This window comes from Streptomyces sp. NPDC018693 (genome assembly GCF_044391385.1).
GTDB lineage: Bacteria > Actinomycetota > Actinomycetes > Streptomycetales > Streptomycetaceae > Streptomyces.
Genome location: NZ_JBIRZZ010000006.1, coordinates 357,264 through 369,934, shown reverse-complemented (window position 1 = coordinate 369,934; position 12,671 = coordinate 357,264). Strand labels below are relative to the sequence as shown.

The following is a 12,671-nucleotide window of genomic DNA, read 5'->3' as shown; positions in this document are numbered from 1 at the left end:
GCGGGGGTGTCAGACCAGCGACCCGTAGAGACCGGGGCGGCGGTCCTTCAGGTACGGGTTCGCCTCGCGGGAGGCGGCCAGGAAGGCGGGGTCGACGTCGGCGAACACCAGTTGCTCGGCGCGGCCGGCGCGGGTGCGGGCGATCCCGTCGGGGCCGGCCAGGGTGGACAGCCCGACGAACTCGAACTCCCCCTCGCCGCCGACCCGGTTGACGTACGCCACGTACATCTGGTTCTCGAAGGCCCGCACCGGGATCATCGACTCGGCGACGAACTGGAAGGGGTGCATCTGCGCGGTCGGTACGACGAGGAGGTCGGTGCCGGCCAGGGCGTGGGCGCGGACGTTCTCCGGGAACTCCACGTCGTAGCAGATCAGCAGGCCGACGGTCAGGCCGCCGAGCCGGGCCTGTACGACCTGCTGTTCGCCCGGTGTGAAGTGGTCGCGCTCGAAGCAGCCGAAGAGGTGGGTCTTGCGGTAGTTCGCGAGGCGGGTGCCGTGCGCCGAGATCAGCTGGGCCGAGTTGTACACGGTCTCGCCGGCGCGCTCCGGGTAGCCGTACGCGACGGCGAGCCCGTGCCGGCCGGCGATCTCCGCGACGGCGTCGGCCGACTCGCCGTCGGCTGCCTCGGCCAGACGCGCGATGTCGTCACCGATCGCGTACCCGGTCAGGAACATCTCCGGCGCGATCAGCAGCCCGGCGCCCGCGGCGGCGGCCCGGCCCGCGGCCTCGTCGAGCACCTTGAGGTTCTCGACGGGCGAGCCGGGGCGGCCGGAGCTCTGGAGCAGGGCTGTGCGCATGCGGGTTCCTCACCGGGCGGACGGGGGGTTGGGGGGCCACGTAGACGGTACGGTCGCCTGACCAGGCCGGACAAGGAGAAGCCGTTGCGCGCCGGTGAGCGATTCATTGCGTGCGGGTGCCGTCCGGCGGCAATTCGTTGCATGGGTTCCGGCGCGCTTCCGACTGCGGGCGCGCGGGGGCTGGTCGCGCAGTTCCCCGCGCCCCTTTTCCGGCCGGACCACGCAGCCCCGTTGTCCCGCCCAGCTGCGCCCCCGTAGCCGCCCCAGCTGCGGGCAGTCGTGCCTCCCCGAGTGCCTCAAGAGCCTGGGAGGTGCCGCCGCACCAGCCCCGACGCGCCCGTCAGCGCCGGGCCGCGCGGCCCAACCCCGCGACCCACAGCGCCGTGACCAGGTACGGGACCGCGAACGCCGCGAACACCGTGCCGTGGGCCAGGGTCGAGCCCAGGGCGCCGTACACCCCGTACACCCCGATCGTGAGCAGCTCGGTGCCGAGGCCCGCGACGGAGGTCAGGGTCGCCCGCGCGGTGCCCTCGATGCGTTCCTGGAGGCGGACGTCGGCCAGCACGGTCGCCAGCTGGAAGCCGCCGAAGGCGACGGCGACGAGCGCGATGCCGGCCGGTGTGCCGACGCTCGCCCCGGCGGCCATCGCGAGCGCGGAGACCGCGAGCAGCGCGCCGAACCCACGGCGCCCGAGCCGTGCCGCCGGACCGGCCAGCAGGCTGCCGACCGTGACCCCGACCCAGATCAGCACCAGCAGATAGGGCACGGTTTCCGCGGCCACACCCGTACCCCGCGCCAGCAGCGGCGTGTACTCGTCCAGCGCACCCCACACGGCCGAGACGGCCGGGATCAGAAGCAGAGCCCCGCGGACCGAGCGGTCACGCCGCGCCTCACGGAGACCGGACCGCAGACTGGCGGCCCAACCCTGCTCGTCCGAGCCCGGGCCCTCGTCCTCGCCCCCGCCGGCCTGCGCCCGGTGCTCCGGGAAACGCGCCGCGACGGCCGCTGTCAGCACACACGCCAGCACACTCGCCGCGCCGACGAGCCGGTACCCACCGAACGCGAACGCGGGTCCGGCCAGGGCCATGGCCGACATCACGGCGATCTGCCCGACCGCGTGGGCCCGGCCCATGACCCGGGCGTACCTGCCCGCCTCACCGAGCCGGTCCAGCTCCTCGTAGACGAGGGCCTCCTGCGCGCCGGAGCCCAGGGCACCGCGCGCACCCCACAGCACGAAGCCGAGGGCGAAGGTCCAGTACGACGGGACGAGCACCCACAGACCGAAGCCGACCGCGGTCAGCAGCGGGCCCAGCCACAGCAGCAGCCGGCGTGAGAAGGCGTCCGCCCAGGCACCGGAGGGGACCTCCAGCAGGACGCCGGTGAGGGACCAGAGCACGAAGAGGGACGAGATCTGCCACAACGACAGCCCGGTGTCGGCTAACAACAGCACGTACACCGGGTAGAGCAGGACGAACTCGTCGAGGAACGCGTAGGCGTAGAGCGTGGCCGTGAGCCGCCGGACGCCGGTGGCGGGCACACGCACGGGTGAGAGGGTCATGGGGCCTTCCCGTCGGATCGGATCGGATGCCGGAGGTACGGCGTCCGAGGCGGTCCTCGGGAGGCATGACACAGCGATCCCCGACGCGGGGATCTACACGGGCATCAATGTCGTCGTCGGCTCATGACAGCGATCGTAGGACCGGGACCGGCCCCGCCACCAGCCGTTTACGTCGGTGAGCCGGACGAGAAGCGGCGCAGCAGCGGCGAGAGCACCAGCACCGACTTGGTGCGCTCCACGAAGGGCTCCCCGGCGATGCGCTCCAGCACCCGCTCGAAGTGCCGCATGTCGGCGGCGAAGACCTGGGCGATCGCGTCCGCGTCCCCGGTGACGGTGGACGCGGACACGACCTCCTGGTAGCGCTCCAGGCCCCGCTGGATGGTCTCCGGCGAGGTGTTGCGCCGGCAGTAGATCTCGACGTACCCCTCGGTCTCCCAGCCGAGCGCCGCCGGGTCGACGCGTACGGTGAAGCCGGTGATGGCGCCGGTCGCGCGCAGCCGGTCCACGCGCCGCTTGACGGCGGGCGCGGACAGGCCGACCAGCTGCCCGATGTCCGCGTAGGAGCGGCGGGCGTCCTCGGCGAGGGCGTGCACGATGCGTTCGTCGAGATCGTTCAGCACGGTGGGTCGATCACTTCTCAGGATGTCGCGAGGCGGGAACGGCGGTAGCCGTATACGAAGTAGAACACGAGCCCGACGGCCATCCAGACGCCGAAGACCACCCAGGTGACGGTGGACAGGCTGCCCATCATCCAGACGCAGAAGGCGAAGCCCAGCGCGGGCAGCAGCGGGGACAGCGGCACCCGGAAGGTGCGGGGCATCTCGGGGCGGCTCCGGCGCAGCACCACGACGGCCACGTTGACCAGCGCGAAGGCGAACAGCGTGCCGATGCTGGTGGCGTCGGCGAGCCGGCCCAGCGGGACGACGGCGGCGAGGACACCGCAGAACAGGGAGACGATCACCGTGTTGGCGCGGGGCGCGCCGGTCCTCGGGTGGACGCGCGCGAACACCTTGGGCACCAGGCCGTCGCGGGACATCGCGAAGAGGATGCGGGTCTGGCCGTAGAGCACGGTCAGGACGACGCTGGCGATGGCGATGACCGCGCAGAAGGCGAGCACGGTGCCCCACAGCGTCTGGCCGGTGACCTCGCGCATGATCTGGGCGAGCGCGGCCTCCGTGCCGTCGAACGCCTGCCAGGGCTTGGCGCCGATGGCGACGGCCGCGACGAGGACGTACAGCGCGGTGACGATGACGAGGGACAGCATGATCGCACGGGGCAGGTCGCGCTGCGCGTTCCTGGCCTCCTCACCGGCGGTGGAGGCGGCGTCGAAGCCGATGTACGAGAAGAAGAGCGTGGCACCGGCCGCGCTGACGCCCGCCATGCCGAGCGGCATGAAGTTGTCGTAGTTGCCGGAGCGGAAGCCCTGCACGCCGATCGCGCAGAACAGCAGCAGGGCTGCGATCTTCACGACGACCATGACGGTGTTGGCACGGGCGGACTCGCGGGCGCCGCCGAGCAGGAAGGCCATGGCCAGCAGGACGACGATCAGCGCGGGCAGGTTGAAGATCCCGCCGTCGCCGGGCGGGGCGGACAGCGCGGCGGGGATGGTGACGCCGATGGTCCCGTCGAGCAGCTCGTTGAGGTACTCGCCCCAGCCGACGGCGACGGCGGCCACGGAGACGCCGTACTCCAGGACCAGGCACCAGCCGCACACCCAGGCGACCAGTTCACCCATCGTTGCGTATGCGTACGAGTAGGAGGAGCCGGAGACCGGGATGGTGCCGGCGAGTTCGGCGTAGGACAGGGCCGAGAAGAGGGCGGTCAGACCGGCGATCACGAAGGACAGGGTGACGGCCGGGCCGGCCTTGGGGACGGCCTCACCGAGGACCACGAAGATGCCGGTGCCGAGGGTGGCACCGATGCTGATCATGGTGAGTTGCCACAGGCCGAGGGAGCGCCGCAGGGACCCTCCCTCGCCCTGGCCACCCTCGGCGACCAGGCGTTCCACCGGCTTGCGCCGCATGAGGCGGGCGCCGGGTCCGAGGGACGGCGGGGTGGGCAGGGGGCGCTGCTGCGGGGGTGCGCCTTGGTCGAGCACGCGCTGACTCCTTCGTCGCTGCGGTCGGGCGACGGGGACCGGCGGGTACTGCGGGAACCCACCGAGCGGGGTCCCCGCCACTCACGTACAGCGCAGAACCCTATGAGCCGGGGCGTTGCCCCTGTAATGCAGCAACCTTGCGCATATCCGCAAGATCGTTGCGTTCATCGCGGGGCGGCGGGCATTCGTTGCACGGAGGCGGCGCGGCGTTGCGGACACGGCGACGGCCCCCGTCCCTCCCCGGTGAGTGGGAGGGGACGGGGGCCGTCGGAGAGGCTCAGTTCCAGCTGGCGTGCAGCGGCTTGCCCTCGGCGTAGCCGGCCGCGCTCTGGATGCCGACGATGGCCTTGTCGGCGAACTCCTCCAGGGTGCCGGCACCGGCGTAGGTGCAGGAGGAGCGGACGCCCGCGATGATCGAGTCGATCAGGTCCTCGACGCCCGGGCGGGCCGGGTCGAGGAACATGCGGGAGGTGGAGATGCCCTCCTCGAACAGCGCCTTGCGGGCCCGGTCGTACGCCGACTCCTCGGACGTACGGTTGCGCACCGCACGCGACGACGCCATGCCGAAGGACTCCTTGTAGAGCCGCCCGTCGGCGTCCTGCTGAAGGTCGCCCGGGGACTCGTACGTGCCCGCGAACCAGGAACCGATCATCACGTTGGACGCGCCGGCGGCCAACGCCATCGCCACGTCACGCGGGTGCCGCACACCGCCGTCGGCCCAGACGTGCTTGCCGTACTTCCTCGCCTCGGCGGCGCACTCCAGGACCGCGGAGAACTGCGGCCGGCCGACGCCGGTCATCATCCGGGTGGTGCACATGGCGCCCGGGCCGACACCGACCTTGATGATGTCCGCACCCGCGTCGATCAGGTCCTTGACGCCCTCGGCGGAGACGATGTTGCCCGCGACGATCGGCACCTGCGGGTCGAGCGCCCGGACCACCTTGATCGCGCCGATCATCGACTCCTGGTGGCCGTGCGCCGTGTCGATGACGAGGGTGTCGACGCCCGCGTCGAGCAGTTGCTTGGCCTTGCCCGCGACATCGCCGTTGATGCCGACGGCGGCGGCGATGCGCAGCCTGCCGTTCCGGTCGACGGCCGGCGTGTACAGCGTGGCGCGCAGGGCGCCCTTGCGGGTGAGGATGCCGGCGAGCCTGCCGTCCCGGTCCACGGCCGGGGCGTAGCGCCGGTTGGCCCCGTCGAGCTTGTTGAACGCCTCACGGGGGTCGATGTCGGCGTCGATCAGCAGCAGGTCCTTGGACATGACCACTTCGAGCTGGGTGAAGCGGTCGACCCCGCTGAGGTCGCGGTCGGTGACGACACCGATCGGACGGTGGTCCTCGTCCACCACGACACCGGCGTTGTGCGCCCGCTTGTTCAACAGGGAGAGCGCGTCGGCGACGGTCTGGTGCGGGGCGAGCACGATCGGGGTGTCGAGGACCAGATGGCGGCTCTTGACCCAGGAGACGACATCGGTGACGACGTCGATCGGGATGTCCTGAGGGATGACCACGAGCCCGCCGCGCCGTGCCACGGTCTCCGCCATCCGCCGCCCGGCGATGGCCGTCATGTTGGCGACGACCAGCGGGATCGTGGTGCCCGTGCCGTCCGGGGAGGAGAGGTCCACGCCCTGACGCGACCCGACCGCGGAGCGGCTCGGCACCATGAAGACGTCGTCGTACGTCAGGTCGTAGGCGGGCTGGATGTCGTTGAGGAAACGCACGTGCTGCACATCCCAGTCGATCAGAGGTGACCCCCTGACAGGTGTGCCAGGGGGAAAAGAGCACGTACTTCAGTGTCCCATGACGACGGCCCCGGCATGCCCCGTCATAACATCCAGGCTGGTCAGGGAGCCCTTAGGAGGAACCTCCAAGGGCCAGCATCACCGAGAGCCTGGGCATCACCACGTTCATCGCGTGGGCGAACACATCGAGCGCGGTCTCCCACTCGGCCGGCCGGGCCTGAGCGTACGGCCGCCAGCCGCGGACGACGATCCGCAGATCCCGGTCGCCGATCTCCGACGGCCACACGGACGGGTCGGACAGGCTGTCGGCGAGCGCGTCCCAGTTGCGCCCGAACCACTCAGGGAGGGCGAACGCCTCGGCGCAGCGGTCCATCAGGCCCGCCTTGTCGGTCACCCCGTCGAGGTCCAGCGTGACGACGTACTCCGTCATCTCAGCACCGCCCGGAAGCTGTCGTAGTGATCGTCGGTGTAGTAGATCTCGCCGCCCTGTCCGGTGACGACGCGCCGCGCCCCGCGGTCGCGTGAGCCCGGGGTGGCGACGGTGTACTCGTGGTAGTAGCCGCGCCGCCGCTCGGGCAGCCGTTTCTCGAAGTTGCCGAAGACGGCGCCGTCCTTGGCGTACGGGTAGGGGCCGCCCCGGTCGACGAGGGCGAGCGTGTCCCGCGCCTCGGCGGGCAGGTCCGCCTCCCGTACGGTGGCCAGGCCGTCGGCCCAGGACGGCGCGGCGGTGTCCGTGCCGGAGCACCCCACCAGCAGGGCGAGCAGGCACAGCAACAGACGGGGGACGAACCGCGGCAGCATGGTGCCGATGCTGCCACGACCGTCCCCGTACGACCCGCCGTCAGGCTCCGTCCGGGTCCGCCCGGTTCAGGGCGGGCCGCGGGGTGGGTCCCGCGGTCATCAGATAGTCGGCCGCCGACGTGTCCGTGACCAGGCTGGTGACGAGCCCCGACCGCAGGACGGCGTCGATCGCGGCCGCCTTGCGCTGCCCGCCGGCGATCGCGACGACCTCCGGGATACGGCGGAGCTGGTCGGCCTTGACCGTGATGCACCGCTCCCCCAGGTCCCGCCCGACCCGGCGACCCTCGGTGTCGAAGAGGTGCGCGGCCATCTCGGCGGCGACCCCGAGCGAGGCGTAGTGCGCCCGCTCCTCGTCGCTGAGCATGTCGTGCACCGTCGAGATGCCCGGCTCCCAGGAGCCGATGGAGACACAGGCGACCGTGACCTTGTCGAAGTACTCGAAGGCCCGGGCGATCCCGGTCTGGCTGCGCAGCGCGGCCGCGGTGGCCGCGTCCGGCAGCAGCATCGGCGCGTAGATGGGGTGGGCGTCCCCACCGGACACCTGGGCGGCGCGGCGCACGGCCTCGACCGAGCCGCGCTCGGAGGTACCGGCGTCGTACACGCCCGTCAGCTGCACGACCGTGCAGGGAGGCAGCTTGTCCAGGGCCGCCGCCATGTGGATGGTGGACCGGCCCCAGGCCAGCCCGAGCACGTCTCCCTCGTTGACCAGCTCGCCGAGCAGGTCGGCGGCCACTTCCCCCAGGTTCTCGGGGTCCGGGGTCTCCTCCGCCTCGGCCGGGGACTCGACCACGACGGCATGCCTGAGGCCGTAGCGGGCGCGGAGCGCGTCGGAGCGCTCGGCGTCCAGCTCGGCCGGCACGCGGATCTCGATCCGTACGAGATCCCGTTCGAGGGCGGTCTCCAGGACCCGGGCCACCTTGAAGCGGCTGACGCCGAACTCCTCAGCGATCTGGATCTTGGACTTTCCCTCGAGGTAGAAGCGGCGGGCCATGGCCGCCGCCTGCACCAGCTCAGCGGGTCCCATCCGCATGGCTGACCGGCCCGCCGACATACCCGACACGGCGATCTCCTCACTGCTGTTCACATTCTGGATTCGCCGTTCATCCTTGCAGATCCGGCGCGGTCGATCAGCCCTGATGAGAGCCGTTCACTTGGCTGTGGCTCAGTGGTCGCACGCCCAGCTCGCCTTCGCGGTGGCCGCGTCCGCCTGGGCACGCAGCGCCCGGACCGCCTCGCCCGGGTCGTCGGCGCCGTACACCGCGGAACCGGCGACGAAGACGTCCGCCCCCGCCTCGGCGCACCGCTCGATCGTCGAGGCCGAGACCCCGCCGTCCACCTGGAGCCACAGCTCAAGGCCGTGCTTGCTGATCAACTCGCGGGTACGGCGAATCTTGGGAAGCATGATGTCGAGGAACGCCTGGCCCCCGAAGCCCGGTTCGACCGTCATGATCAGCAGCATGTCGAGCTCGGGCAGCAGGTCCTCGAACGGCTCGATGGGCGTCGCGGGCTTGAGCGCCATGGAGGCACGGGCGCCCTTCGCACGGATCTCCCGGGCGAGCCGCACCGGCGCGGCGGCCGCCTCGACGTGGAAGGTGACGGAGGATGCACCCGCTTCCACGTACTGGGGAGCCCACCGATCGGGGTCCTCGATCATCAGATGGCAGTCCAGCGGGGTGTCCGTCGCGCGGGCCAGCGACTCTACGACCGGCACGCCGAGCGTGAGGTTGGGGACGAAATGGTTGTCCATGACGTCGACGTGGAGCATGTCGGCTCCCGCGACCGCCTTCGCCTCGTCCGCGAGGCGGGCGAAGTCGGCGGACAGGATGCTGGGGTTGATCTGCGCGGCCATGACCCAAGCCTGCCATGTCCTCAGGGGGAGAGCCGCACCGGTCCCGGGGAGTACTGTCGTCGGGCGGGCGCGGGCCGTGTGGGGCTGGTCGCGCAGTTCCCCGCGCCCCTTTCCTGGAGTCGCTCATGAGGCATCTCGAGAAGGCGAAGCAGGTTGTCATCCGGTTTGTGTGCGGGCGGCGGTCGAAGTGGCTGGTCGTGGGGCTGTGGCTGCTGGTGTTGTTGATCGCCGCGCCGTTCGGGGCGAAGCTCAATGACGCTCAGGACAATGACGCGCAGTCGTGGCTGCCGGGGTCGGCCGAGTCCACACAGGTGCTGGAGATCTCCGAGGAGTTCCGGCCGGAGCAGATCCCCGCGGTCGTCGTGTACGCCCGGGACAGCGGGCTGACGGCCACGGACCGGGCGCGGATCGCCGAGGACGTACGGCAGTTGAAGGAGCTGGACGACCATGGCGTGCGGGGCGGGGAGACCCGGGGCCCCGTCTTCGACCGGGCCGACGCCCCCCGGGCCGCGCAGGTGTTCGTGCCGATCACGATGGACGCCAGCGGCTGGCAGCGCATCGCGCCGGCCGTGGACTCCATCCGCGCCGATGTCGGCGGGAGCGAGCAGGGGCTGGCGGTGCACATCACCGGCCCGGGCGGTACGTCGGCCGACTTCGCCGAGGCGTTCGAGGGCATCGACTCCACGCTGTTGTTCGCCGCGATGTCGGTCGTGATCGTGATGCTGCTGCTCACGTATCGCAGCCCGACCCTGCTGCTCGTGCCGCTGCTCTCGGTGGTGGCGGCCCTGTTCACCGCACAGGCGCTGATCTATCTCCTGGCCGAGCACGCCGGCCTGACCGTCAACGGTCAGAGCGCGGGCATCCTCCTGGTGCTGGTCTTCGGCGCGGGCACGGACTACGCGCTGCTGCTGGTCGCCCGCTACCGGGAGGAGCTGCGCCGCCACGAGGACCGGCACGAGGCGATGCAGCTGGCCCTCAACCGGGCCGGCCCCGCGGTACTGGCCTCCGGCGCCACGGTGGTGCTGAGCATGCTGGTCCTGCTGGTCGCGGAGATGAACTCCACGCGCGGGCTGGGTCCGGTCGCGGCCATCGGCGTGACCATCGCCCTGCTGGCGATGCTGAGCCTGTTCCCCGCGCTGCTTCTGGTCTGCGGGCGCTGGATCTTCTGGCCGGTCGTCCCGCACTTCGGCGCGCCCGATCCCACCGCACGCGGGGTGTGGGCGCGCATGGGCCGTCGTATCGCCCACCGCCCGCGCATGGTCTGGGGCATCACGGCCGCGGTGCTGGCGGTGCTCTCCCTGGGCCTCTTCCAGCTGCGCGCGGAGGGCATCTCCAACGCCGACGCCTTCACCGAGAAACCGGACTCGATCGTCGGCCAGGAGGTGTCCGCGCGGTACTTCCCGGCGGGCGCCGGTGATCCGCTCGTCATCGTCTCCGACGCGGACCGGGCCGAGCAGGTGGGCCGCGTGGTCGCGGCGGACCCGGGGGTCGTGCCGGCCAGCATCGGCGTGCCGCCGGGCACGGCACCCGAGCACGACGGCAAGGTGCTGTTCGAGGCGACCATGACCGACCCCGCGGACAGCGCCGCCGCGAAGGAGACGGTGGAGCGGGTGCGTGACGCGGTGCACGCCGTGCCCGGCGCCGACGCACAGGTGGGCGGCGGCACGGCGGCCCTGCTGGACATGGACGAGGCCCAGACCCACGACAACTACCTGGTCATCCCGCTCGTCCTGCTGGTCGTCCTGCTGGTCCTCTGCGTCCTGCTGCGCGCCGTGCTGGCCCCGCTGCTGCTGATCGGCACGGTGATGCTGTCACTGGCGACCGCCCTGGGCCTGAGCGCGCTGGCCTTCCGCCATGTGTTCGACTACGCGGGCGAGGACGTGGCCTTCCCGCTGTTCGTCTTCGTGTTCCTGGTGGCGCTGGGCATCGACTACAACATCTTCCTGACCACCCGCGTCCGCGAGGAGGCGATCCGCCAGGGCACCCGCCCGGGCGTGGTGACGGGCCTCGCCGCCACCGGCGCGGTGATCACCTCGGCCGGCCTGGTCCTGGCCGGCACCTTCGCCGCTCTGGGCACCCTGCCCATGGTCGGCTTCGCGGAAATCGGCTTCGCGGTCGCGCTGGGCGTCCTGCTGGACACCTTCGTCGTACGGTCGGTGCTGGTGACGGCACTCTTCCTGGATGTGGGGAAGAGGGTGTGGTGGCCGCATCCCTTGTCGCGCCATGACGGGAAGGGCGGGGCAGCTCTCTCAGGGGCGCGGGGCCCTGACACAAGCGGCTCCGCCGCGCGGGCGCGAACAACCACAACGGCCCCGCACCCGCCCGACAAATGACCCCCTCATCCCGTCCGGCGCATCAACGCCAGATACATCGCGTCGGTCCCGTGCACATGCGGCCACAACTGCACATCAGGCCCCTCCCCCAGCCCCGGCACCCCGGGCAACAACGCCCGCGCATCGATCAGTTCGGCTTCCGGCACCTGCTTCAGCACATCCCCGACAACAGCCCGAGTCTCCGCAAGGTGAGGCGAACAGGTCGCGTACCCGACGACACCCCCCACCCGCACGGCCTCCAGCGCGGAGCGCAACAGCGCCCGCTGAAGCGGAGCGAACCCGTCGAGGTCCTCCGGCCGCCGCCGCCACCGCGCCTCCGGCCGCCGCCGCAACGCCCCGAGCCCGGTGCACGGGACATCCATCAGCACCCGGTCGAAGGAACCGGGCCGCCACGGCGGACGGGTCCCGTCCGCGGCGATCACCTGGTACGGCCCCGGATTCCCGGCGAGCGCCTTCGCCACGAGCCCGGCCCGATGCGGCTGCTTCTCGGACGCGAGCAACGCCGCCCCGCGCTCGGCGGCGAGCGCACCCAGCAGCGCGGCCTTGCCGCCGGGCCCCGCACACCCGTCGAGCCACCGCTCGTCGGGCCCGTCGAGGGGCGCGTTGGCCAGTGCGAGAGCGACCAGCTGGCTGCCCTCGTCCTGGACACCGGCCCGCCCTTCCCGTACGGCCTCGATGGCACCGGGCTCGCCGCCCTCGGTCAGCCGCACCGCGTAGGGAGACCAGCGCCCGGGCACGGCCGCGTCCTCGCCGAGCAGTTCCTCGGTGGTGGCCCGCCCGGGCCGGGCCACGAGCGTCACCTCGGGCCGCTCGTTGTCGGCGGCCAGCAGCTCCTCGATACCGGCGCGGCCACCGCCGAGGGAGTCCCACAGCGCGGAGACGACCCACCGCGGATGCGAGTGGACGACGGCGAGATGGTCCTCAGGATCCTCGTCATACGGCGGCGCGACCTTCGCGAGCCACCCGTCCAGGTCGTCCTGGGCGACTTTCCGCAGCACCGCGTTGACGAACTTGGCCCGCCCGTCGCCCAGTACGACCCGCGCGAGCTCCACGGACGCGGAGACGGCGGCGTGCGTGGGGATCCGTGTCCCGAGCAGTTGGTGCGCCCCGAGGCCGAGCACGTCCAGCACCGGTGGGTCGACCTCACGCAGGGGCCGGTCGACACAGGCGGCGATGATCGCGTCGTACGTTCCCTGCCGCCGCAGCGTCCCGTAGACCAGCTCGGTGGCGAGCGCGGCGTCCCGCCCATCGAAGTCGCCCTTGTCCCGCGCCTTGCGCAGCAGCGGAGGCAGCACGAGGTTGGCGTAGGCGTCCCGCTCGTCCACCGCGCGCAACGCCTCGAAGGCGAGCATGCGGACGGGGTCCTTCTGGGGCCGACGGTACGGCTTGCCGGGCTTACGCGGACGGCGGGACTGATCGCTCACGAAAAAGGTGCTCCGGATCGCAGATGAGGGCTGTCCCCCCAGCGTACGCCGCGGGCCGGAACCGGCTGA

The 12,671-nt window shown here is 71.8% G+C and carries 11 protein-coding genes; 1 reads left to right on the top strand and 10 read right to left on the bottom strand.

Annotated elements, in window-relative coordinates; all coding sequences use genetic code 11:
• Positions 1-9: 9 nt before the first annotated feature.
• The 9 genes from ACH5AC_RS19130 to rpe form a co-directional block, all read right to left on the bottom strand.
• Positions 10-798 carry a carbon-nitrogen hydrolase family protein gene (locus ACH5AC_RS19130; protein WP_398863062.1) on the bottom strand — a complete coding sequence of 263 codons (789 nt, stop codon included), beginning with the start codon at positions 796-798 and terminating at the stop codon, positions 10-12.
• Positions 799-1,138: 340 nt separating this feature from the next.
• A complete protein-coding gene (locus ACH5AC_RS19125) occupies positions 1,139-2,356 on the bottom strand; it encodes an MFS transporter (protein WP_398863061.1) in 1,218 nt (405 codons plus the stop codon).
• Positions 2,357-2,523: 167 nt separating this feature from the next.
• A complete protein-coding gene (locus tag ACH5AC_RS19120) occupies positions 2,524-2,976 on the bottom strand; it encodes an Lrp/AsnC family transcriptional regulator (RefSeq protein WP_030166598.1) in 453 nt (150 codons plus the stop codon).
• A gap of 17 nt (positions 2,977-2,993) precedes the next feature.
• Positions 2,994-4,454 (bottom strand): amino acid permease, encoded by a 1,461-nt coding sequence (locus tag ACH5AC_RS19115; RefSeq protein WP_398863059.1) that lies wholly within the window; start codon positions 4,452-4,454, stop codon positions 2,994-2,996.
• A gap of 277 nt (positions 4,455-4,731) precedes the next feature.
• The gene (locus ACH5AC_RS19110) at positions 4,732-6,174 is read right to left on the bottom strand and encodes a GuaB1 family IMP dehydrogenase-related protein (RefSeq protein WP_398863143.1); all 1,443 of its coding nucleotides are present in this window, start codon (positions 6,172-6,174) and stop codon (positions 4,732-4,734) included.
• Positions 6,175-6,307: 133 nt separating this feature from the next.
• Positions 6,308-6,625 carry a barstar family protein gene (locus tag ACH5AC_RS19105; protein WP_398863058.1) on the bottom strand — a complete coding sequence of 106 codons (318 nt, stop codon included), beginning with the start codon at positions 6,623-6,625 and terminating at the stop codon, positions 6,308-6,310.
• Positions 6,622-6,996 (bottom strand): ribonuclease domain-containing protein, encoded by a 375-nt coding sequence (locus ACH5AC_RS19100; protein ID WP_398863057.1) that lies wholly within the window; start codon positions 6,994-6,996, stop codon positions 6,622-6,624. Before ACH5AC_RS19100 ends, ACH5AC_RS19105 begins: the two co-directional genes overlap by 4 nt.
• 40 nt (positions 6,997-7,036) lie before the next feature.
• On the bottom strand, positions 7,037-8,080 hold the full coding sequence (locus tag ACH5AC_RS19095) for a sugar-binding transcriptional regulator (protein ID WP_398863056.1): 1,044 nt from the start codon (positions 8,078-8,080) through the stop codon (positions 7,037-7,039).
• A 78-nt stretch (positions 8,081-8,158) separates the two neighbouring features.
• Positions 8,159-8,845, bottom strand: coding sequence for a ribulose-phosphate 3-epimerase (rpe, locus tag ACH5AC_RS19090; RefSeq protein ID WP_398863055.1), 687 nt, complete (start codon positions 8,843-8,845; stop codon positions 8,159-8,161).
• Between the two features lie 125 nt (positions 8,846-8,970).
• Between rpe and ACH5AC_RS19085 the strand changes: the two genes are divergently transcribed.
• Positions 8,971-11,178 (top strand): MMPL family transporter, encoded by a 2,208-nt coding sequence (locus ACH5AC_RS19085; protein WP_398863054.1) that lies wholly within the window; start codon positions 8,971-8,973, stop codon positions 11,176-11,178.
• A gap of 5 nt (positions 11,179-11,183) precedes the next feature.
• Here the strand turns inward: ACH5AC_RS19085 and ACH5AC_RS19080 are convergent, their stop codons facing one another.
• Positions 11,184-12,602, bottom strand: coding sequence for an RsmB/NOP family class I SAM-dependent RNA methyltransferase (locus ACH5AC_RS19080; RefSeq protein ID WP_398863053.1), 1,419 nt, complete (start codon positions 12,600-12,602; stop codon positions 11,184-11,186).
• Positions 12,603-12,671: the final 69 nt, after the last annotated feature.

Excerpts from the sequence above, each read along its gene's own strand:
- ACH5AC_RS19130 (WP_398863062.1), bottom strand. The coding sequence starts at position 798 with ATGCGCACAGCCCTGCTCCAGAGCTCCGGCCGCCCCGGCTCGCCCGTC.
- ACH5AC_RS19100 (WP_398863057.1), bottom strand. The coding sequence starts at position 6,996 with ATGCTGCCGCGGTTCGTCCCCCGTCTGTTGCTGTGCCTGCTCGCCCTG.
- ACH5AC_RS19105 (WP_398863058.1), bottom strand. The coding sequence starts at position 6,625 with ATGACGGAGTACGTCGTCACGCTGGACCTCGACGGGGTGACCGACAAG.
- rpe (WP_398863055.1), bottom strand. The coding sequence starts at position 8,845 with ATGGCCGCGCAGATCAACCCCAGCATCCTGTCCGCCGACTTCGCCCGC.
- ACH5AC_RS19085 (WP_398863054.1), top strand. The coding sequence starts at position 8,971 with ATGAGGCATCTCGAGAAGGCGAAGCAGGTTGTCATCCGGTTTGTGTGC.
- ACH5AC_RS19125 (WP_398863061.1), bottom strand. The coding sequence starts at position 2,356 with ATGACCCTCTCACCCGTGCGTGTGCCCGCCACCGGCGTCCGGCGGCTC.